A 21,748-nucleotide genomic window follows, 5' to 3' on the forward strand; every position below is an offset into this window, starting at 1 on the left:
ATTTGAGGGCTCGTGCGGGTAGCTGTCAAGCAGATTTACTCGATAATGGGGGCCATCAACCAAAACGCCTGCTGATGAGGGTCAGCAGGCGTTTGGTAGATTAATGAGCTAGCATTAGCGGCGGCTTTTACGTGCTTCTTTAGTACGGTTGAGCTCGCGTTTTTTGGCTTTCTCTTTATCGCTTGCCCCTGCCATGTGGTCAAACGGATTGCTACCCGAACGGAACTCAAAGCGCATTGGCGTACCGCGAACCTTCAACACTTTGCGGAAGGTGTTGGTTAGATAGCGGCGATAGGCTTCCGGCAGTGATTCAGTCTGATTGCCATGCACTACGATGATAGGTGGGTTGCTACCACCTTGGTGTGCCATGCGCAGTTTGATACGCCGGCCGTTAACCATGGGCGGCGGGTGCTGGCTGACCGCATCTTGAAGCAGCGTGGTCAATCGGTTGGTCGACCAGTGAGCGTTCGCGGCATTGAAAGCTCGTTCGATCGAAGGATAAAGATCACCCACAGCGGTGCCGTGTAGGGCGGAGATAAAATGCATCTCGGCATACTCAGCAAAGCCCAGGCGGCGCTTAATTTCTGCGCGCATTTTCTCTTTCGCTTCGCTTTCCAGTCCGTCCCACTTATTGATGGCCAGTACTAACGCGCGGCCAGTGGTTAGCACGTAATCTAGCAGGTGGAGATCTTGCTCAACTAAACCGCTGCGTGCATCGAGTACCATCACGGCGACGTGACACTCTTTGATAGCATCCAGGGTTTTGATAATAGAAAACTTTTCAGCAATCTCGCGAACGTTCTTACGCCGCCGAATACCCGCAGTATCAACCAATACGTAGGGCTTACCACGACGCTCGAACGGAATTTCAATCGCATCGCGGGTAGTGCCCGCCTCATCGAATACAACAACGCGCTCTTCGCCCAACAGCCGATTAACCAATGTGGATTTGCCCACGTTGGGACGGCCAATAACACCGATACGAATGCCTTTGGTGCCGGTATCCCCAGGAATGCTGGGATCGCGCTCGGGAAACGGCTCCAGCACTGTGTCAATGAGCAGTGAGACATTGCGGCCATGGGCGGCAGCAATCGGCCATGGGTCGCCAAGACCTAAGGTCCAGAAGTCGGCCATGGCCGAATGCTCTTCCAAACCATCGGTTTTGTTGACCACTAGCCAGGTTTTTTTCTGATTAACGCGCAGATGGTTCGCAATGGCTTCATCAGCCACGTTAAGCCCTGCGCGCGCGTCTACTAGAAACAGTACAATATCGGCTTCATCAATGGCTGCCAGGGACTGCTCGGCCATTGCCGCATCAATCCCTTCTTCGTCACCGCTGATGCCGCCGGTATCAATCACCGTATACGCTTTGCCGCCTAGCATTCCGTTCCCGTATTTACGGTCTCGGGTAAGGCCAGGAAAGTCCGCTACGAGCGCATCGCGTGAGCGGGTTAGGCGGTTAAACAACGTCGATTTGCCCACATTGGGCCGACCGACTAAAGCAATGACGGGTGTCATGGAGTTACTTCCAGGGTTTCCAGGCGACCATTATTGGCCTGGACATGAATGGTGCTGCCTTCAGTGGCAGGACGCACGCTGATGCCAGATTTGTGCACGCGCGTACGGCCTACTAACGTGCCTTCGCGGGCATCAAGTAGATGAACGTAGCCTTCGAAGTCACCGACGACCACGCGGCCATCTGCAAACGCAGGTGCTGTTAACCGGCGGTCTTCCAAGTCATCGTTACGCCACAATTCCTGTCCGTTGTCGGCATTCAGGCCAACGACGTGGCTATCATCAGTGACCACTAGCAGAATGTTACCTACCAAAATAGGGGTATGGCGGCTAGATAAGTTGCTTTCCCATAGAACGCCACCGCGGGTTGCTTCCAACGCTACGACGCTACCGTTATAGCTAGTAACGAAAAGTCGGCCATCAGGCGTTACTACCGGCTGACCGGCAAGATCAACCAACCTGTCGACGTCGCTACGTCCGCGGGGAGTAGCAATTTGTAACTCCCACAGTGGTTGACCATTGCGGTTGTCTAATGTTGCTAGTCGTCCGTTAGCAAAGCCAACAAAGCTTACAGGATCAATGACCATTGGCGTGCCGGTACCACGAAGGGTGAGCGAAGGTTGTGAGCTGGCATATACCCAACGCTCCTCGCCAGTGACGCGGTCGAGTGCGGTGATTTGGCCGTCAACGCTCTGCACAAGTAGTAGCTGTTGATTCGCTTGAGGTGCTGCCAGCACTTCACTGGAAACCCGTGAGCGCCAATTGACACTACCGTCGCGCTGATCCAGGGAAATAACTTCTCCGTTACGAGTGCCTAAATAAACCTGACCTGCAATAGCGTTAAGCGCGCTTGAAATAGGCGTATCCAGCTCTATTTCCCACTCGCGATTGCCGTTATTGGCGTTAAAGGCGGCGACCAATCCATTGGCATCCGCAGCAAATACGGTATCGCCTTCACGAGCCGGAGCAATGGGGTAACGGGCACGACCAAGACCGTCGCCTACGTTTTTGCTCCATACGCCATCAAGCGAGGAGGTTTCTGTAAAACTACGCAGCTCTTTAGGCGTGTAAGCCGGTTCGCCTTTACTGGCACAGCCTGCTAGCAAGGCGAGTGCCACGGCTCCGACGGTAATGCGCACAGACGGCTTTGAAAATAGCGATTTGGGAAGACTGGTCATGATCATTGTGTCACCTCTTCGACGCCGAGATCGTCAAGCTTGAACTGTACGCCGTAAAGCGGCTGATTCTGGGTTTGAGCCAGTTCTAGCGCAGTTTGCCAAGCGTCTCTCGCTTGTTCTGTTTGGTCTAGCGCAGCGTAAGCGTCGCCGCGCACGTTGGCCTGTTGAGCTGCCAGAGCATCGGTAATCGACTCATCTAACAAACTCAGGGCTGCTTGTGGATTGTCGTTTGCAATCTCAATGCGCGCTAATCTCAGCCATGCAAGACTTTGCACATAGCGGCGAGAGGAGTTGCTAGCCACGTTCTCAAGCGCACTTTTTGCTGCATCAAGGTCACCCTGTTGAACGGCTAAACGTGCTTCCAGCAACTGTGCTAACTCTGCGTAGAGAGTCTTGCCATGGTCACTGGTGATTTCATCAATGAGCTCACGGGCATTGGCTAACTGATCATCTGCCAAGGTGTTACCAGCGGTCATGTTGACGAGTTGCTGATAGCGCACGGAGGCGGCTTCTGCTTGGCCTTCTTGATAGTTTTGCCATGCATTCCAGCCAAACACACCCGCCGCAGCAAGAACAGCCCCTGCTATGAGAGAGGTTCCGTTCTCTTTCCACCAGCGTTTAATTACCTCTAGCTGTTCTTCTTCGCTTCTCAGCTCCGCCACGGGCGGCCTCCTGTTCTTTAGCTCAGCCGCAAGGGCGGCTGGCGAGTGTTCGTCTGCCAATAGAGTAGGCAGTAAGGTTAGTGGGGCACTAGGTTTTGCAGTGTCGCGGTGAGCTCAGCCTGAGACACGCGCAACTGTTCGCGATCATCACGCAGGAACTTAAGCGTTACGGCTTGCTCTGCTAGCTCATCTTCGCCCAATAAGACTGCAACAGGTGCGTTGCTTTTGTCCGCTTTTTTCATACGGCTTTTAAAACTACCGCCACCACAGTGCAACTGCAGCCTAAGGGTTGGCAGCTCACTACGTAGTTTTTCAGCCAGGGTGAGGGCGACAATAGTAGCGTTGTCATCCATGGGGAGCAGATACACATCGCAGCCACCTAGCGCTTCTTCTGGAATCAGGTCTAATGTTTCCAGCAGCAATATTAAGCGCTCGATACCCATGGCAAAACCAACGGCTGGCGTGGGCTTTCCGCCTAGTTGTTCGACCAGGCCATCGTAGCGGCCGCCTGCACATACCGTGCCTTGGCTGCCTAGGGCCGTGGTCGTCCACTCAAATACCGTACGGCAGTAGTAATCAAGACCGCGTACCAAGCGCGGGTTAACAACGTAGTCGATGCCTGCTGCATCCAGCATTGCTTTGAGTTGTTCAAAATGTGTCCGCGACTCATCGTCCAAATGATCCATCAACTGCGGCGCACCGTTGAGCATTTCCGCCATCGCTGGATTCTTGGAATCCAAAATGCGCAGAGGGTTGCTGGTGAGGCGACGCTTAGAGTCATCATCAAGGATGTCGTGATGCTGATCAAAATAAGCGACGAGTTTATCGCGATAGGCCGCGCGCGCCTCTGTGGAGCCTAGAGAGTTAAGCTCTAGCGTCACATGCTCCAGTAAGCCCAGCTCTTGCCATAGACGCGCTGAAAGCAGAATGACTTCCGCATCGATATCCGGTCCATCAAAGCCGTACGTTTCTACGCCTACCTGATGAAATTGACGATAGCGGCCTTTTTGCGGACGCTCGTGGCGGAACATCGGGCCCTGATACCACAACCGTTGCGTTTGGTTATGCAGCAAACCATGTTCCATCGCTGCCCGTACACAGCTAGCTGTACCTTCGGGCCGCAGCGTCAGGCTGTCGCCGTTGCGGTCGTCGAACGTGTACATCTCTTTTTCGACAATATCGGTGACTTCACCAATAGAGCGAGCAAATAGCGCCGTTTGTTCAACAATGGGCGTACGGATTTCATCAAAGCCATAGCGATGCATCAGCTGACGCACCTTGGCTTCAAAAAATTGCCAGCGGGGGCTTTCGCTGGGCAATAAATCATTCATACCACGGATAGCTTGAATTTTTTTTGCGGCGGACTTGCTCAATGAAAACTCCTTGTATGGGAGACAACGCTGGGGACGGGGAAAAAGGTTATGCCCGCCTCCAGGTTGGGTATCACTTGCTCGGCTTTTTTAAACGCTGCGCGCAATCATGTCGTCTTCTTGCTGCTGTTTTTGGCGTACTTTCTCACGGATCAGCTTTTCAAGGTCATCCACCAAGTGGTCATTACGCAGCTTGCTAGCAGGTTTGCCATCGATGTACACCAAGTTGGCAGGGGAGCCGCCGGTTAGGCCAATATCGGTTTCTTTCGCTTCACCTGGGCCATTAACGACGCAACCAATCACCGATACGTCCAGCGGGGTCATGACGTCTTCAAGCCGCTCTTCTAGCTGGTTCATGGTGCTGATAACATCAAAATTCTGCCGTGAGCAGCTGGGGCAGGCAATAAAATTAATGCCTTTGGCTCGCAGTCGCAGGCTTTTAAGCATGTCAAAGCCGACTTTAATTTCTTCTACCGGATCGGCGGCGAGCGATACGCGAATCGTGTCGCCAATGCCATCCATTAGCAGCATGCCAAGGCCAATCGATGACTTCACCGTACCAGAGCGCAGGCCGCCGGCTTCGGTAATGCCTAGATGGAGTGGCTGCTCGATACGGGTAGCCAGGTCGCGGTACGCTGCTACCGCCATAAACACATCTGAGGCTTTGACGCTGACTTTAAATTCCTGGAAATCAAGACGATCCAGGTAATCAATATGGCGCATGGCCGACTCCACTAACGCTGCGGGAGTGGGCTCGCCATACTTTTTCTGTAGGTCTTTTTCCAGCGACCCGGCATTGACGCCAATACGAATCGGTATGCCGTTATCGCGGGCAGCATTAACAACCGCACGTACGCGATCTTCGCGGCCAATGTTACCTGGGTTAATACGCAAGCAGTCGACACCTAGTTCGGCGACACGCAGGGCAATTCTGTAGTCAAAATGAATGTCTGCCACCAGTGGGACATCGACACGCTGCTTAATTTTGCCAAAACTTTCAGCGGCGTCCATATCGGGTACCGAAACGCGGACAATATCGGCTCCCGCTTTTTCTAACTGCTGAATTTGTGCCACGGTGGCATCGACGTCCAGCGTATTTGTGTTGGTCATGCTCTGAACGGCAATAGGTGCATCACCACCTACAGCCACATTGCCAACGTGAATTTGACGCGAGAAGCGGCGTTTAATCGGAGAAGGGGCGTGCATAAGACGGGTCACTCTCCCAGGGTAAAGCGGGCAACATTATTGGCACCGGCGCGCTGGACAAGGTTAACGGCCTCGCCTTCATAGCGCAGCTCTACGCCGGTGGCATTGCCGATAGTTAAACGAAAAGGCGGTTCGCCCTCAACACTTGCTGTGGTGCCAGGCGTTTGCAGACCAACGAACACTCGCTGGTTATTGGCATCAAAAATCTCAGTCCACGACTGCTCATTAAACGTAAGTTCAAGCAGGTTTGGGTTTGTTGCGGGCGCTGTTTCAGCTGTGTTGTCTTCACTGTCAGTGGCGGAGTCCGCTTGTTCAGCTGTATCTGCAGAGGTGAGCTCAGCAGCTTCTGCCCCTTCGGAAGACGTAGACGACTCAGATGCCGACTCAATGGCAGCCGTTGCGGCGTTAGCCGCTCCCTCATCGACTCCCTCGGCTGTGCCGGTTTGTTGTGCTGTTGCGGTGCTCGGAAGCTGAGGTGTGGCAACCAGCGTTTGTTCAGTCGGTGTTGCATTGTCGGCTGGCGTACCCGTGGAACCACCCTCATCTTCTACAGAAGGGTTACTTCCCATGCTGGGGGGTTCGCTGCCGCCACGGCTTTGCCACCACATGACCGTGACGGCAATCAAGGCAACAATCACTAGCAGGGTGACTAGCTTAAATAACCAAGCGCCAATACGGGATGGTGGCCGGGTGACTGACACTGGAGCCACCCGACGATCTGTCTCTGTACTCCCATGGTTAGCTTGGTAGGCCTCAAGTACTAGACGATCATCCATGCCCAGGTATTTTGCATAAGCACGTAAATAGCCCCGGCGATAAGCGGCAACAGGGATTTCTTCGTAGTTATCTTGTTCTAAACCGTCGACAACCGCTGGGCGTAAATTAAGCGCCCGTGCGGCATCGGTAAGCGGTACGCCGAGTGCTTCGCGTTGGCGTGAGAGAAGCTCGCCAGGTGTTGCAGTTGGGCTAGAGGTCGTAACATTATCGTGTGATTGTGTATCGCTCATAGCTGAGCATCCTTCAATAATTAGGTGGTCAGGGCACCGTTAGTCAATATTCAATAAGCGCTGGTAGTTCGCAGCCGCAGCGTGATCACCACGGGCGTGGGCGATATCGATCGCCATTTCCAACGCGACTGGATCTTGCCCGGCCAGCTGCAAGTAGCGCTGCAGCGGCTCCCAGGCTTGACCATAATTGCCCTGTGAAACTTCAAGTTCGGCTAATAATAAATATCCACGCAGGCTACGTGGATCAATGCTCACTGCGCGCAATAAGCGTTTGCGCGCTTCATCAATGTCATCGGCTGCCAAATAGCACTGCCCTAGGTTAGTAAATAGCTGGGCACGATTGGCATATTGGGCATCGTGAGATGCTATTTCTAACTGTTCGCAAGCGGCGTTGAACTGCCCCTGCTGATATAAAAACGCCGCGTAATTATTACGCGCACGTGTCAAAGAAGGTGCTGTGTTAATCGCTTGCTGAAAATAGTGATTTGCAAGCTCATTTTCACTCTGCTGTTGATAGACCAGCGCAAGCGCCTGAAGTGCCTCGGCATTGCGTGGATTAATTTCAAGCGCACGATCAAGCGCGCTGAGCGCACGGGTTAGGTTGTCGCGTTCTAGGTAAGCAACTCCTAGTTGGGTGTAAGCGTCTGCAGCGTCATCGTCAGCCTGAGAAGACGTGCTGCCTGACGTGGCACAGCCAGCTAACAACATGCTGCTTACTAGCACGCACAGCATGTGAACCCGGGGTGGGTAAAAGCGCCAGCGGTGACTGATCATGTACACCCTCTTATAACAACCATTTTGCAGTGATTTGACGCGTTGTTATGTGACAACATTTGCGTATGTGGCGGTTTGAAAATGTGTCCATCAAAGCGCCGCGCTCGATGGAAGTCAAGATAACAACGGTTTAGTCTGCGTCAAGCTGTACGGACTGAATATAGCGTGCACTTCGCTTAGTGCGGTCTTTCACCTTTCCTACCAGTTGGCCACAAGCAGCGTCGATATCATCGCCCCGCGTAATGCGTACGGTAGCGTTATAACCCAGATCGTATAGCCATTGCTGAAAGCGCATCACTTGGTTACGAGAGGGCTTTTCGTAGCCTGAATTAGGGAACGGGTTGAACGGTATCAGGTTGATTTTACAGGGTAGCTCTTTTAACAGCGCCGCCAGTTGCTCAGCATGCTCCTGCTGATCATTCACATCTCTAATGAGCGTATATTCGATAGTCACCTGACGGTTATCCGGGCATTTGGATAGATAACGGTGGCAGGCATCCAGAAGCGCGCGGATATTATATTTACGGTTAATCGGTACCAGCTCGTTGCGTAGCTCATCAGTAGAAGCGTGCAACGAAATGGCTAAACTCACGTCGATCTCATCGCCAAGCTTATCTATCATCGGCACAACGCCGGATGTGGAAAGCGTGACGCGGCGTTTGGAAAGTCCATAGCCATTGTCGTCGAGCATCAGCTTCATTGCTGGCACGACGTTATCAAAGTTGAGCAGCGGCTCACCCATGCCCATCATGACTACGTTAGTCACCGGACGATTAGCGGTATCGCGGCGCGGGCCTACGCTACGCTGGGCGACCCAAACCTGGCCGATGATTTCGGCAGCGGTCAGGTTGCGCTGGAAGCCTTGTTTGCCCGTTGAGCAAAAACTGCAGTCTAACGAGCAGCCTACCTGTGAAGAGACGCATAGCGTTCGGCGTTTGCCGTTTTCCGCAGGAATCAGCACCGTTTCCACATAGCTGCCATCTTCTACTTCCAGGACCCACTTGCGTGTGCCGTCGCTGGAAGTGCCTTCATAGACGACGCCAGGGCCACGAATCTCAGCCAGCCGAGCCAGTTTTTCTCGCAGCGGTTTGGATAGATTCGTCATGGCAGCAAAGTCATCGCTACCTTCCTGGTGAATCCACTTCATTAGCTGGGCAGCGCGAAACTTCTTTTCGCCAATCGACAAAAAGAAGTCCTCCATCTGCTCGCGAGACATGCCCAGCAGGTTCTGGCGCTCTGGCGCGTTAGTGGCGGCAGGTTCGCTTTTGGTCGAGGAGATAGAGGTAGGCGTATGTTGAGCTACGGTAGTGGTCATGGCGGTCAGCGTTCAGAGAAAAGGCGGGGGCATAGCCCCCGCGAAAATGGCCGGCAACGGATGTTGAATCGGCGGCACGCTTGGTTTAGCGCGGGCAAATTTCGTCGTTACCGAAGAAGTAGCTAATTTCGCGCTCAGCGCTTTCCGGAGAATCAGAACCATGGACAGCGTTTGCGTCGATTGTTTCCGCAAAGTCAGCGCGGATAGTGCCGGGTGCCGCTTCTTTCGGGTTAGTAGCACCCATCAGGTCACGGTTTTTAGCGATAGCGCCTTCGCCTTCCAGTACCTGCACAACAACCGGACCAGAGGTCATGAAGCCAACCAGGTCTTTAAAGAAAGGACGCTCTTTATGTTCGGCGTAGAAACCGCCTGCTTTTTCTTCAGAAAGATGAACCATCTTCGCAGCAACAACTTTCAAGCCTGCTTTTTCAAAGCGAGAAATGATGTCGCCAATCGCGTTTTTAGCAACGGCATCAGGCTTGATAATAGAAAGAGTACGTTCAATTGCCATGGTGGAATCTCCTTAAGAGGCATAAAGCAGAAGTGCCGCCCCGGAAAGCCGAGGCGGCGCAGGAAAAAAGAGTCGGCAGGGCTGCTGTGCATTACCGATTGCCGAGTGGCCGCGATTATAGCGCCTCAAGGGGGTGATGAATACCGGTGATGCAGCGCTAAACGTTTAGACCGTGAAGCTTTCGCCACAGCCACACTCATCTTTAACGTTGGGATTGTTGAAGCGGAAAAAGCGATTCAGCCCTTCGCTTACATAGTCCACTTCACTGCCGTTGAGTATTTCTAGCGCGTCTGGCGCGATATACACGCTGGCGCCGTGCTCTTCAAAGCGAATTTCGTCATCACTTACGTCATCGGCAAAGTCGAGTACGTAACTATAGCCTGAGCAGCCGCTAGGTTTTACAGAAACGCGCAGCCCAAGCCCCTGGCCACGCTCATCGAGAACGTGACGGATTTGCTGAGCAGCAGCGGGGGTAATGTTGAGAGTTGCCATCGGGCGTCCTCCTTCAAGAAGTCGGTAGGCTGATTGCCAACAGTGGCATCAGCCGTTTAACGCGTTGAGCGTAGTCCGCTCAACGCGTGGCGCAGTAGTGTCAGCGCATGATCAATGTCGGCGTCAGTGGTGAAACGCCCAAAACTAAAACGTAGCGATGAGAGTGCAAGGGCGCGCGGTGTGCCGATTCCCAATAAAACGTAGGAAGGATCAACGCTAGCAGAGTTACAAGCAGACCCAGTTGACACAGCAACATCGCGCAGCGCCATCAATAGAGATTCACCGTCTACCCCTTTAAATGCTAGGTTTAAAATATTGGGAACGGCATTTTCCAGCGGAGAGTTGGCGAAGACGTCATCAACATCTTCTAGCCCTTTTAGGAAGCGCGCGTGTAGCTGGGCGATATGGGCTTGATCTTCCTGGTGATGGTGTTGCATTAGCGCAAACGCTTCACCCATGCCGGCAATTTGATGGGTCGGAAGTGTGCCAGAGCGCATGCCCCGCTCGTGGCCGCCACCATGGATAAGTGCTTCTATGCGTATATCTGGATGGCGTTTGACGTAAAGCGCACCAACGCCTTTGGGGCCATAAACTTTATGCCCAGACAGCGACATTAGATCAATTTGTTGCGCCACCACATCTAACGGAATGCGTCCTACAGCTTGGGCCGCATCGGTGTGAAAAACAGCCCCGAACTCATGGGCAACCTCTGCCAGCGCGGCAATATCATTAATGCTACCCAATTCGTTATTGACCGCCATTAATGACACGAGTGTCGTGTCGTCTCGCATGGCAGCGCGCAGTTGTTCTGGCGTGGTGCGCCCGTCTCGCCCAGGCGTGAGCCACGTCACTTCAAAACCTTCGCTTTCCAGGGCGCTGGCAGTATCCACTATCGCTTTGTGCTCAATGGTGGACGTTACCAGATGCATACCGCGCTCACGATTGGCGCGCATATAGCCGATCAACGCTAGATTGTTGGCCTCAGTGGCACCGCTGGTCCAAACCACCTCACGTGGGTCTGCGTTAATCGTATCGGCGACTTGACGGCGAGCCTGCTCTACCACCTGTTCCGCCTGCCAGCCCAGCATGTGGCTGCGCGAGGCAGGATTGGCGAACAGCTGATCAACGGTTAAATAGCGCTGCATGACGTCGGCCACACGGGTATCGACCGGCGTGGTCGCGGCATAGTCCAAATAAATCGGCAGCGAAGGGGAGGAGGTCATCGTCATAGAGTCCAACGTGCAGTGAAAGCCGTTAAGGGGATGAGGCGAGAATGCCAGCTTCTACGCGCTGCTTTTGCCGAGAGGCAATGCGTATAACATCGGGGCGCTGCATCAGTTGTGCAAGGCTGGTGTCATCAAGGAAGTTACGAATCTGCCCTGATAGATCACACCACAGGTGGTGGGTTAGGCAGGTGTCGCCTTGTTGGCAGTCTGAAAGCCCTTGGCAGCGTGTTGCATCCACGGTCTCATTAACGGCATCAATCACTTGGGAAACGCTGATGTCTTCGGCTGGTTTAGCCAGCAAATAGCCGCCACCAGGACCACGCACGCTGCTAACTAGACCCGCTCGGCGCAGGCGTGCAAATAGTTGCTCAAGATAAGAGAGCGAAATTTCCTGACGCTGAGAAATATCCCCCAAGCTGGTCGGGCCTTGGGGAGTATTTATCGCCAAATCGAGCATGGCGGTAACGGCGTAACGGCCTTTAGTGGTCAAGCGCATGACAGGCACCTCGACGCTGAACCTCAGCGCACTTACGGCAAATGTAACGCCATTATGGAAATCCTGAGTGCTTTGGTCAACTATTGCGCGATGTCGTTGAGTCAGAGGTTGAATCAGCCGCTGCATCAGATGGCGAGTTAGCCGTTGAATCAGGAGCGGTTTGCTGCGTACTGGCGGCTGCTGTCTCGGTCGCCTCGGCGTTGGCTTTTGGCTCGGAACTGTGTTTGCCAACCCCTGGGCAGCCTGTGTCATTTTCATCAAGAATGTCGGCGAAATCTTCATCGCGCAGAGCCGGGAGTTGGCCGTCGCGATAGCTGGCATCCAATTGACGCAGTGTCGAGCACATACGCTCAATGCGTTCATCTACGGCGTGCATGTGATCAAGCATCGCCTGCATCGAGCGTGCCACAGGGTCGGGCATATCCTGGCTTACACCATAAGCATCGAAGCCAAATTTTTGGCAAATTGCTTCGCGGCGAGCCGGGTCGACATCTAATGCTTCCTCGACATCGGGGTCGGCGCGTTTAACGATTTTGCCAGGAATGCCCACCACCGTAGCGCCGGATGGCACTTCTTTGGTGACCACGGCATTAGAGCCAATTTTAGCCCCCGCGCCTACAGTGAACGGGCCAAGAATCTTAGCGCCAGCGCCAACAATAACGCCATCTTCTAACGTAGGGTGACGCTTGCCCTTATTCCAACTGGTGCCGCCTAAGGTAACGCCTTGATAAAGGGTTACGTTATCGCCGACTAACGCTGTTTCACCAATCACTACGCCCATGCCGTGATCAATAAAGAAACGGCGGCCAATAGTGGCGCCTGGGTGAATCTCAATGCCGGTCAGCCAGCGGGAAAACGTCGATAGCGTTCGCGCCAACCATTTAAAATTTTTCTTCCATAGCCAGTGGCTGCAGCGGTGAAGCAGCAGGGCGTGCAGGCCGGGATAGTTGGTCAGCACCTCAAGAGAGTTACGTGCCGCTGGGTCGCGGTCGAATACGCTATTAATGTCTTCACGCAGGCGTTGAAACATGGGTGATCCTTGGGCGTTAAAGGGCGGCAATCATAAGTTCTTGAGATATGGTGCTTGGAATATGGTGCTTGGAATATAGATAGTTAGTGCAATGCAGCGCTTAAAAAAACGATGTTGGGGCGCACCGATGCGACTTCAAGCTTCGGTTGCCCAGGCCGCAGCGGTGGTCAGCGCTATGGACGATGTTTGTCTGTCGCTTTTTCGGTTGCCGAAAGAATGCCACGCAGAATATTCATCTCCATTTTTTCAGGACGAGCACGTAGGTACAGGCGACGCAATCTCGCCATCAGTTGGCGCGGCTGTGCGGGGTCATGAAACTCAATGGCTATCAGCGTGCGCTCCAAATGCTCAAAGTAGCGCTCTAGTTCGGCATGGGTAGCCAGCGCATCATCCGTCTCTTCAGCGGTGGCGCTATCCTGTTGGGTTAGCCATGCCATACGGCACTCATAGGCAATCACCTGAACGGCAGCGGCCAGGTTTAGCGAGCTGAAATCTGCATTGGTGGGAATATGCACGTGGGCATGGCAACGCTGCAGCTCGGCATTGGTTAAGCCGCTGTCCTCGCGGCCAAACACCAGCGCGACACGTGCATTGTCGGGCTGGCATTCGCTGGGCAAGCGCTCTGCTAGCTCGCGTGGGGAAATCATTGGCCAGGGCAGCGTGCGCGAACGAGCGCTAGCGCCCACGGCAAGCGTGCAGTCAGCAACGGCGTCTTCAAGAGAGGCGTGGACTTTTGCCTGATGAAGCAGGTGGTCGGCTCCCGAGGCGCGGGAAATGCTGTCTTGGGTAATCACTTCACAGCGCGGCGCCACCAGGGCTAAATCTGCTAAGCCCATGTTGTGCATGGCGCGGGCGACGCCGCCAATATTACCAGGATGGCTAGTGCCAATAAGAACAATACGGATGCGCTCAAGCATAATGGGCTCGGTAGTCAAGTACGGAAAACGCGCAGTTTAGCATGAGTCGATAGCATGCCCGAGGGGGCTCTGTTAGAATTGCCCGCCAAAGCAGTCCTGCCACTGCCTCCGTTCTTTAACATCACTGTGACAAGGCCCGATCATGAATCCTATGGTCCAATTTACGCTGCGCGCTGCGCGTGGCGCTGTTGAACACTTTTTACGTGTTCGTGAACGCATTGAAAATGCTCACGATGAATTTAACCTCGACCGCTTGCTAGAAGACACCGCTCGCAAAGCAGAGGCCACCATTGTTCAGCAACTGCAGCGTGGGTATCCCCTGCACGGCTTCAGTGGCCGCTATACGCCTCATAAAGCGGGTGAAGGCGAAGGCGCTGATATCGTCTGGAAAATTGAACCAATGCACGGCTATTCCAATTTAGCGGTGGCAGGTAAGGGCTTTGCTCTCTCAGTGGTGTGTCTCGTCAAAGATCGCCCCGAACACGCGGTAATTATCTGTCCGTTTTCTGACGATGAGTATATCGCCAGCCGCGGCCGCGGTGCTCAGCACAACGATAAGCGCATGCGTGTAAGCAAACCTACCGCCATTAGCGGTACGCGGATAGCGATGAGCCTGCCAGAAACCTGGTTGCGCCCCAGTCATTTGCCAGCTTACCTGACCATTACTCAGCAATTAGCCCCCCAAGTGGAAGCCATGTTGGCATCTGGCAGCGGCCTGCTGGATATTTGCGAGCTTGCCTGTGGGCGTGTGGACAGTGTCTTTGTTCTGGGTCTTGAAGAGCAGGATATGCAGGTGGGAACGCTATTGCTGAAAGAGGCCGGTGCGTTGATGGGCACGCCTGACGGCAAGCCGACAGTGAACGCTGAAGGTCAACTGATGGCCGCTGGTCCGCGTCTGTACAAAGCCTTGATTAAACAATTGGCACCGCATTTTTAAGCGTTAAAAAGCGATGTAGTTATTAAATGATGTAATTAAAAAGCCCCGCTGGTTTTTTCGCCAGCGGGGCTTTTTTTACGCGCCAATCAACGTGTCGGCGCGATAGAGCGGCTGTTTACGGCAGCTCTTCTTCCTCTTCATCCGTCTCTTTCTTGGTGGGGATAAGGTCTTCCCGTGAAAGCTTGAGCGGAATCAGTAACGCACCTGAGATATAAATTGATGAGAACGTACCCACCACGATGCCAATTAACAGCGCAATAGCGAAGTTCTCGATCATGTCGCCGCCTAATAGCAGCAGCGCCAGCAATACCAGCACCGTAGTACCAGAGGTGGCGAGCGTGCGGGACAGGGTGGCATTGATCGCTTCGTTGAAGATTTGCGGCATATCATCAATACGCGATGTTCGAATAGTCTCGCGGATACGGTCATAGACAACAATCGTATCGTTTAGCGAGTAGCCGATAACGGCCAAAATCGCTGCCAGAACCGTTAGATCGAACTCCAACTTGAACAGCGCGAAGACGCCAACAACAATGATGACATCGTGCAGCAAGGCTAGCAGGGCACCAAGAGCAAACTTGTATTGAAAGCGGAAGGCAACGTAAAGCATCACCACGCCCAATGCCACTAGAAGGCCTAAGCCGCTTTGGTCGCGAAGTTGGTCGCCTACCTGTGCACCGACAAACTCGGCCCGCACAAGATTAACGCTATCGCCATTGGCACGTAGCAGACTGACAACGTCGTTACCGACATCCGCATCGAACGCCTGTTGAATGCGGATAAGTATTTCTGTTGATGCGCCAAACGTTTGCACCGACACGTCTTGGAAACCACTGTCTTCGAGCAATTGGCGAATCGCGTCTAAGGAAGGGACTGCGCCGTAGCGCACTTCCACCAGGGTGCCGCCGGTGAAGTCCAGTCCGAGATTTAGCTGCTGAAAAATAATCGCGCCAATCGAGATGATTAGCATCAAGGCAGAGACGATAAACGCAAGGTTGCGCCGCCCCATAAAGTCGATTCGCAGTTGTGATAGGGGTTTCATTACCACCTCTTAAATTCTGGGCTAAGCACGTGGTTCAGATCCATGCTTTTCAAATCTATGCCATTTAGATCCATGTGTTTAAATCCACAGCTTTTTGACGGGCTTGCTGCCATAGGTCAGGTTGACCATGGCGCGCGTTACCAGTAGTGCCGTGAACATGGATGTCAAAATGCCAATGGAGAGCGTAACGGCAAACCCTTTCACTGGGCCGGTACCGATCGAGAACAGAATCACCGCTACCAGCAGCGTGGTGATGTTGGCATCCACGATAGAAGTGAAAGCGCGCTCGTAGCCCGCATGGATTGCTTGCTGAATCGACATGCCGTTGCGCAATTCTTCACGTATACGCTCGAATATCAGCACGTTGGCATCAACTGCCATGCCTAGCGTCAGCACAATCCCGGCAATGCCTGGTAGTGTTAACGTAGCGCCCAGCATCGACATAACCGCGACGAGCAGCGTTAGGTTTAGCGCTAGGGCGATGTTGGCAAATACCCCAAACACTTTGTAGCGCACCAGCATAAACAGCACGACCAGTAACAAGCCGATTTGTACCGATAGCAGGCCACGCTCAATGTTTTCGGCACCCAGGCTTGGTCCAATAGTACGTTCCTGGACAAAGTAGATAGGGGCGGCCAGTGAACCAGAGCGGAGCAGAAGGGCAAGCTCAGCAGCTTCAGTCGGTGAGTCTAAGCCGGTAATGCGGAAGCTATTGCCCAGTGCGCTTTGGATGGTGGCAAGGCTGATCAAGCCGCGTTCGACGTAGGGCTCGCGAATAATCGTTTCTTCGCCCGTTTCGGGGTCGATTTCTACGCGATCTTCGCTTTTATGTTCAATGAACAATACCGCCATATTGCGACCGATGTTGGTTCGCGTGGCGCGGTTCATTAACGTGCCGCCGGTGCCGTCCAAGTTAATGTTGACCTGTGGGCGACCATTTTCATCAAAGCTATTGCTGGCACTGGATACGCTATCACCGGTAATAATGACATCGCGCATCAGCTCTGCCGAGCGTGCTGGGTCGTTACGGAATTCTAGACGTTCGGTTTCCGTGTCAGGCGTGTCGTTGCGAGCTTCCAGGCGAAACTCTAGGTTTGCCGTTGCACCCACAATGCGCTTTGCAGCCACGGTATCTTGAACGCCGGGCAGTTCAACAACGATTTGACTAGGCCCTTGGCGTTGAACCATCGGCTCAGCGACGCCCAGCTCGTTTACGCGGTTGCGTAGCGTGGTTAAGTTTTGATTGATCGCATAGTCCTGAATCTCGTTGACCGTTTGGTCGCTGAGCGTCATGACTAGGTTGGAAGCACGACCATCGCCTTCATTGCTGTATTCAAAATTAGGGAAGTCGCGGCTAATCAAGCGCCGGGCAGTATCGCGGTCTTCTGCACTGCCAAAGCCGATTGAAAGTGAACGCTCGTCGATGGTGGTATTGCGATAGCGAATGCGCTCCCCACGTAGCAGTTCACGCATGGCGCTGGCATTCACTTCCAAGCGCTGGGTAAGGGCGGCATCCATATCTACTTCGAGTAAGAAGTGCACGCCTCCACGTAAATCGAGGCCCAGTGTCATGGGAGATGCGGAAAAGGCTTGCAGCCAACCAGGGGTGGCGTCAGCGAGGTTGAGTGCGACAGTCGCGTCACTACCCAATACATCTGCGGCAATATCGCGGGCGTCTAGCTGATCATCATCACTCTGAAGGCGAATCAGCCATTGGCCATTCGTTTCTTCAATGGCTTTAATGCCGATATCGCTATCAATGAGCGCTTCTTCAACGCGGGATATTTGCCGTTCATCCAGCGAGTCGCCCTGGGCATCGCTAACCTGGATGGCGGGATCTGCGGGGAATAAATTGGGAAGCGAATAGATAAGGCCAACCACCAGGACGACCAGTATCAGCAGATACTTCCACAGGGGGTAACGGTTGAGCATGCAAGCCCTGCCTTCAATTACAAACGGAATTGCTGTGCACGGACAGACCGCGCACAGCAAAGTTCACCATCGTGGCTACCATGTCACCCCTGCCGGGGTGGCTGGCACTGGATCGGCAGGGGGGAGATGCAGGCGTTAGATGGACTTAATAGTGCCTTTAGGAAGTACGGCAGCAACGGCATTTTTCTGCACGTTAACTTCGGTGCCTTCAGAAACTTCCAGCGTTAGGAACTCATCACTAACTTTGGTAACACGACCAACAAGACCGCCACCGATGACGACTTCATCGCCTTTGGCCAAGCCAGTAACCAGCTGTTTGTGCTGCTTAGCGCGCTTTGCCTGGGGGCGCCACAGCAGGAAGTAAAAAATCAGCACAAAACCAACCAGCATGACAATTTGCGCGATGCCACCGCCGGCAGCGGCTTCTTGGGCATGGGCTGGTGAGATGAAGAAATCCAGCATTGCAGAGAACTCCTGGGTTAGAAAACTCAATGGGTGAACCGATTAAACCACCCGCCAATGGCGGATGGCGATTAATTCGCTAGGGGAGGCACTGGCAGGCCGCGCTGGGCATAAAAGCCTTCCACAAAGGTCGTCAATGTACCCGCTTCGATTGCCGCGCGCAAATCAGCCATTACCCGCTGGTAGTAGCGTAAGTTATGGATGGTATTGAGCATGGAACCCAGCATTTCGTTACAACGATCCAGGTGGTGCAAGTAGCCCCGTGAGAAATTCTTACAGGTATAGCAGTCACACTCGGCATCAAGCGGTTGGGTATCGAAGCGGTGCTTGGCGTTACGGATCTTGACCGTACCCTCTGAGGTAAACAGGTGGCCGTTGCGCGCATTACGGGTAGGCATCACGCAATCGAACATGTCGACACCGCGACGTACGCCTTCTACCAAGTCTTCTGGTTTGCCAACGCCCATCAGGTAGCGAGGGGTGTCGTCCGGCATCCACGTCGGTAGATAATCAAGCACCTTGATCATCTCTTCTTTGGGTTCGCCTACCGACAGACCGCCAATGGCCAAGCCATCAAAGCCAATCTCGAGCAGCCCTTTTAGTGAGCGTTCGCGAAGTTCAGGGTGCATGCCGCCTTGAATAATGCCGAACAGCGCTGAAGGTGAATCCCCATGAGCATCGCGTGAGCGTTTCGCCCAACGTAGCGAAAGCTCCATGGATTTTTCGGCTTCTTCAAAGGTGGCTGGGTACGGTGTGCACTCGTCGAAGATCATCACCACGTCAGAGCCCAACGAGCGCTGCACGGCCATGGATTCTTCCGGCCCCATGAACACCTTGCTGCCATCGACCGGTGAACGGAAGTGAACGCCTTGCTCGGTAATTTTGCGCATTTCGCCTAAGGAAAAAACCTGAAAACCGCCGGAATCGGTCAGGATAGGTTTGTCCCATTGGGCAAAATCATGCAAGTCGCCATGGGCTTCAATTACGTCGGTGCCTGGGCGCAGCCATAGGTGAAAGGTGTTGCCGAGAATGATTTCTGCGCCAATCTCTTTCACGGAGTCTGGTGTCATGCCCTTCACCGTGCCGTAGGTACCTACCGGCATAAAGGCCGGGGTTTCGACAGTGCCGCGGGGGAAGTGCAGGCGCCCCCGGCGCGCACGGCCATCGTCGGCTAGGCGCTCAAAGCGCATAAAACATTCGTTTCGCATCTAAATAACTCGTCAATAATCGGTTAAGGCGCTGGACGTATCGTGTTTAGCGGGTCAGCAGCATGGCATCGCCATAACTAAAGAACGCGTAGCGCTCGTCAACTGCCGTGCGGTATGCCCGCATCATGTGGTCATAGCCGGCAAATGCAGAGACCAGCATCAACAGGGTCGACTCGGGCAGGTGGAAATTAGTTATCAGAGCATCCACACAGCGCCATTCGTAGCCAGGGTAGATAAAGATATCGGTGTCGCCGCTGTAGGGGGCGATCTGGCCGTCGCTACTTTTCAGGCAAGCGCTTTCTAAGCAGCGCACGCTGGTAGTGCCGACGGCAATGACCCGTTTCCCCGCAGCCTGAGTGTCACGCACTTGTTGACAGGCGGTCTCAGACACCTCAATCCACTCGCTATGCATATGGTGTTCAAGGATGTTGTCGACGCGTACTGGCTGAAAGGTGCCAGCGCCGACGTGCAAGGTCACAAAGGCACTGTTAACGCCTTTCTCGGCCAGGGCATCCAGCAACGGTTGGTCAAAGTGAAGCCCCGCGGTAGGCGCTGCTACTGCACCGTCGCGGCGGGCATACACGGTTTGATAGCGTTCCCGATCACTCAGCTCATCGTCACGGGTGATATAGGGCGGCAGTGGCATATGGCCGTGCTTTTCAAGCAGCGCAATCATTGGTGTGTCGCCTAAAAAGCGCAGCTCAAACAGTGCATCGCGGCGGCCTTCAACCACCGCATGAATGTCGCCTTCAAAGATCAACTCGGTGCCTGGCTTGGGCGATTTGCTCGAACGAATATGCGCCAAACCACGGTGGCTATCCAACGGGCGCTCCAGCAGCATTTCTACTTTACCGCCGCTAGCTTTGTGGCCGTGCAGGCGTGCTGGAATGACGCGCGTATCATTGAATACCAGCAAGTCGCCGGGTTCGAGTAGTTCAAATAAATCAGGAAACCGGCGATGCTCAAGCGCGCCGCTCTGGCCATCCACGCATAGCAAACGGCAGTCGCTGCGCTGCTCAGAAGGGTAGCGAGCAATTAGCTCGTCGGGTAGCTCGAAATGAAAATCCGCGCGCTGCATGGAAATGGCTCTTATCAGTGGTCAAACAGGCGGCATAGGATAGCGCTTTAGATAGATAAAGTCAGTCAATGTGATTGACCTGTGAGGTTATCTACGTATAATGCGCAGCCATTGCCGGTGTGGCGGAATTGGTAGACGCAGCGGATTCAAAATCCGCCGCCTTTACGGGTGTGCCAGTTCGAGTCTGGCCACCGGCACCAAATTCAAGGGCTTAGCGATTTATCGCTAAGCCCTTTTTTGTGTCTGTTTACCGTTGTGGTTAGGGCATGATCGCAATTATTTAGCAGTGACCGCATTGCCCAGCGCCGTCCAATCGTTTGTCGTGCATGGGCAAATAATGGCTATAGATCAGACGTCTGCGCGATAATTGACGGGCACCCAGTCAAACATCGTGCTGTCTTCGACCACGTATCCGATGCCTGGGAATGCGATATGGCAACCAGCTACCATGTACTTCTCCGCTACCGCTTCGGCAAAGGCCGCTTCGCGAGTGATGACAGCCTGGTCCGGGTCAACATCAAAGGCAATCGCCACGCCTGGTTCGTCGAATTGAATGACATCGCCATGCGTGATATCGCCCCAGTAGACGAATTTTTCGCCTTTGCTTTCAAACCATAAGGCACTGTGACCAGGGGTATGGCCTGGGCGATGGGTTGAATTAATCACGCCTGGAATGGCTGGCATATCCGTGTCGTAGGTTCTAAGCGTGTCGCTGTCGATATAGGGCTTGGTTGACGAGACCGCCTGATCAAAGAACTGCTTGGCGTCGTCTGGGGCCTTGTCACGATTTTCGGCACTAAGCCAATACTCCGCATCCAGTTTTGGTACATGGACCATCGCGTTGGCAAACACTTTGTTGCCATTCAGGACAAGTCCACCGACATGGTCGGGGTGAATGTGGGTAATTACCACATCATCGATCTGATCGGGATGATAGCCCGATGCGATGATATTGCTTGTCAGTTTGCCCAAGGCTGGGCCCATCAGATCACCGGTTCCTGCATCCAGAAGAATCAGCCGATCACCGAAATTCAGCAGATAGGCATTAACTGACAGATGGGTTGGCGTGCCTTGAAACGCATTGGCAAGTGCTGTGCGAGCCTGTTCGGGGGTGATATTCAGGTAAAGGTCGGCGATCGGAAACAGGCCCGTACCATCCGAGAGTGCGGTGACTTCGACATCACCCACCATTAAGCGGTAATAGCCTGGCGCCTGCGTGCCAACTAGCGGTGCACTGGCTGCAGCGTGTAATGGGATGAAAACGGTGCTGGCGGCTGCACCAACGGCCATAGCAGCAAGCGAACCTTTAAGCATATCTCTGCGTGACAGCATAAAAACACCCTCTCTCAATCAATCAACAGGCCAGAATTCAACCGGCGGTTTGTAACGC

21 protein-coding genes and 1 tRNA gene are annotated in these 21,748 nt (G+C 53.8%); 2 read left to right on the plus strand and 20 right to left on the minus strand.

The features are described from left to right. Positions 1–114: 114 nt before the first annotated feature. The 14 genes from der to trmJ form a co-directional block, all read right to left on the minus strand. Positions 115–1,518, minus strand: coding sequence for a ribosome biogenesis GTPase Der (gene der / locus K7H08_RS03820; RefSeq protein ID WP_038481432.1), 1,404 nt, complete (start codon positions 1,516–1,518; stop codon positions 115–117). Further along, the gene (bamB, locus tag K7H08_RS03825; protein ID WP_442908336.1) at positions 1,515–2,699 is read right to left on the minus strand and encodes an outer membrane protein assembly factor BamB; all 1,185 of its coding nucleotides are present in this window, start codon (positions 2,697–2,699) and stop codon (positions 1,515–1,517) included. Before bamB ends, der begins: the two co-directional genes overlap by 4 nt. Continuing rightward, positions 2,696–3,355, minus strand: coding sequence for a YfgM family protein (locus K7H08_RS03830; protein WP_231657254.1), 660 nt, complete (start codon positions 3,353–3,355; stop codon positions 2,696–2,698). The genes bamB and K7H08_RS03830 overlap by 4 nt, the downstream gene beginning before the upstream one ends. A gap of 77 nt (positions 3,356–3,432) precedes the next feature. Continuing rightward, positions 3,433–4,728 (minus strand): histidine--tRNA ligase, encoded by a 1,296-nt coding sequence (gene hisS / locus K7H08_RS03835; protein WP_231657255.1) that lies wholly within the window; start codon positions 4,726–4,728, stop codon positions 3,433–3,435. 87 nt (positions 4,729–4,815) lie between these two features. Then, complete coding sequence (ispG, locus tag K7H08_RS03840) at positions 4,816–5,931, minus strand: flavodoxin-dependent (E)-4-hydroxy-3-methylbut-2-enyl-diphosphate synthase (RefSeq protein WP_231657256.1); 1,116 nt, start codon at positions 5,929–5,931, stop codon at positions 4,816–4,818. Positions 5,932–5,939: 8 nt separating this feature from the next. Continuing rightward, a complete protein-coding gene (locus tag K7H08_RS03845) occupies positions 5,940–6,938 on the minus strand; it encodes a RodZ domain-containing protein (RefSeq protein WP_231657257.1) in 999 nt (332 codons plus the stop codon). 39 nt (positions 6,939–6,977) lie between these two features. Then, positions 6,978–7,712 carry a type IV pilus biogenesis/stability protein PilW gene (gene pilW / locus K7H08_RS03850; protein ID WP_038481452.1) on the minus strand — a complete coding sequence of 245 codons (735 nt, stop codon included), beginning with the start codon at positions 7,710–7,712 and terminating at the stop codon, positions 6,978–6,980. 130 nt (positions 7,713–7,842) lie between these two features. Continuing rightward, positions 7,843–9,027, minus strand: coding sequence for a 23S rRNA (adenine(2503)-C(2))-methyltransferase RlmN (rlmN, locus tag K7H08_RS03855; RefSeq protein WP_231657258.1), 1,185 nt, complete (start codon positions 9,025–9,027; stop codon positions 7,843–7,845). An 85-nt stretch (positions 9,028–9,112) separates the two neighbouring features. Beyond that, the gene (ndk, locus tag K7H08_RS03860) at positions 9,113–9,538 is read right to left on the minus strand and encodes a nucleoside-diphosphate kinase (protein WP_038481458.1); all 426 of its coding nucleotides are present in this window, start codon (positions 9,536–9,538) and stop codon (positions 9,113–9,115) included. Between the two features lie 165 nt (positions 9,539–9,703). Continuing rightward, a complete protein-coding gene (locus tag K7H08_RS03865) occupies positions 9,704–10,030 on the minus strand; it encodes a HesB/IscA family protein (RefSeq protein ID WP_038481461.1) in 327 nt (108 codons plus the stop codon). 56 nt (positions 10,031–10,086) lie between these two features. Next, entirely contained in the window at positions 10,087–11,253 is a 1,167-nt protein-coding gene (locus tag K7H08_RS03870) for an aminotransferase class V-fold PLP-dependent enzyme (RefSeq protein WP_231657259.1), read from the minus strand. 31 nt (positions 11,254–11,284) lie between these two features. Beyond that, on the minus strand, positions 11,285–11,752 hold the full coding sequence (iscR, locus tag K7H08_RS03875) for a Fe-S cluster assembly transcriptional regulator IscR (RefSeq protein WP_038481467.1): 468 nt from the start codon (positions 11,750–11,752) through the stop codon (positions 11,285–11,287). Positions 11,753–11,828: 76 nt separating this feature from the next. Continuing rightward, positions 11,829–12,782: a serine O-acetyltransferase gene (gene cysE / locus K7H08_RS03880; RefSeq protein WP_198348623.1), complete on the minus strand. Its 954-nt coding sequence runs from the start codon at positions 12,780–12,782 to the stop codon at positions 11,829–11,831. 173 nt (positions 12,783–12,955) lie between these two features. After that, positions 12,956–13,699 carry a tRNA (cytosine(32)/uridine(32)-2'-O)-methyltransferase TrmJ gene (trmJ, locus tag K7H08_RS03885; RefSeq protein ID WP_120385748.1) on the minus strand — a complete coding sequence of 248 codons (744 nt, stop codon included), beginning with the start codon at positions 13,697–13,699 and terminating at the stop codon, positions 12,956–12,958. 142 nt (positions 13,700–13,841) lie between these two features. On the opposite strand from trmJ, the gene K7H08_RS03890 reads away from it, so the two are divergent. Continuing rightward, a complete protein-coding gene (locus K7H08_RS03890; RefSeq protein ID WP_038481476.1) occupies positions 13,842–14,636 on the plus strand; it encodes an inositol monophosphatase family protein in 795 nt (264 codons plus the stop codon). Between the two features lie 115 nt (positions 14,637–14,751). On the opposite strand, the gene secF is transcribed toward K7H08_RS03890, so the two are convergent. From secF to queA, 5 genes are all read right to left on the minus strand, one after another. Further along, positions 14,752–15,678 (minus strand): protein translocase subunit SecF, encoded by a 927-nt coding sequence (gene secF / locus K7H08_RS03895; protein ID WP_038481479.1) that lies wholly within the window; start codon positions 15,676–15,678, stop codon positions 14,752–14,754. A 78-nt stretch (positions 15,679–15,756) separates the two neighbouring features. Then, positions 15,757–17,610, minus strand: coding sequence for a protein translocase subunit SecD (secD, locus tag K7H08_RS03900; protein ID WP_038481482.1), 1,854 nt, complete (start codon positions 17,608–17,610; stop codon positions 15,757–15,759). A gap of 135 nt (positions 17,611–17,745) precedes the next feature. Continuing rightward, positions 17,746–18,072, minus strand: a complete 327-nt coding sequence (gene yajC, locus K7H08_RS03905; RefSeq protein ID WP_038481485.1) for a preprotein translocase subunit YajC — start codon at positions 18,070–18,072, stop codon at positions 17,746–17,748. A 71-nt stretch (positions 18,073–18,143) separates the two neighbouring features. Next, positions 18,144–19,262: a tRNA guanosine(34) transglycosylase Tgt gene (gene tgt, locus K7H08_RS03910; RefSeq protein WP_089039134.1), complete on the minus strand. Its 1,119-nt coding sequence runs from the start codon at positions 19,260–19,262 to the stop codon at positions 18,144–18,146. Positions 19,263–19,326: 64 nt separating this feature from the next. Next, a complete protein-coding gene (gene queA / locus K7H08_RS03915) occupies positions 19,327–20,358 on the minus strand; it encodes a tRNA preQ1(34) S-adenosylmethionine ribosyltransferase-isomerase QueA (protein WP_120385746.1) in 1,032 nt (343 codons plus the stop codon). 113 nt (positions 20,359–20,471) lie between these two features. Between queA and K7H08_RS03920 the strand changes: the two genes are divergently transcribed. Beyond that, positions 20,472–20,558 (plus strand) — tRNA-Leu (locus K7H08_RS03920). A 148-nt stretch (positions 20,559–20,706) separates the two neighbouring features. Here the strand turns inward: K7H08_RS03920 and K7H08_RS03925 are convergent. Beyond that, positions 20,707–21,690, minus strand: a complete 984-nt coding sequence (locus K7H08_RS03925) for an MBL fold metallo-hydrolase (RefSeq protein WP_120385745.1) — start codon at positions 21,688–21,690, stop codon at positions 20,707–20,709. Between the last annotated feature and the right edge of the window lie 58 nt (positions 21,691–21,748).

It is taken from the genome of Halomonas sp. IOP_6 (genome assembly GCF_021151565.1).
In the GTDB taxonomy this organism is placed as follows: Bacteria; Pseudomonadota; Gammaproteobacteria; order Pseudomonadales; family Halomonadaceae; genus Vreelandella; species Vreelandella alkaliphila.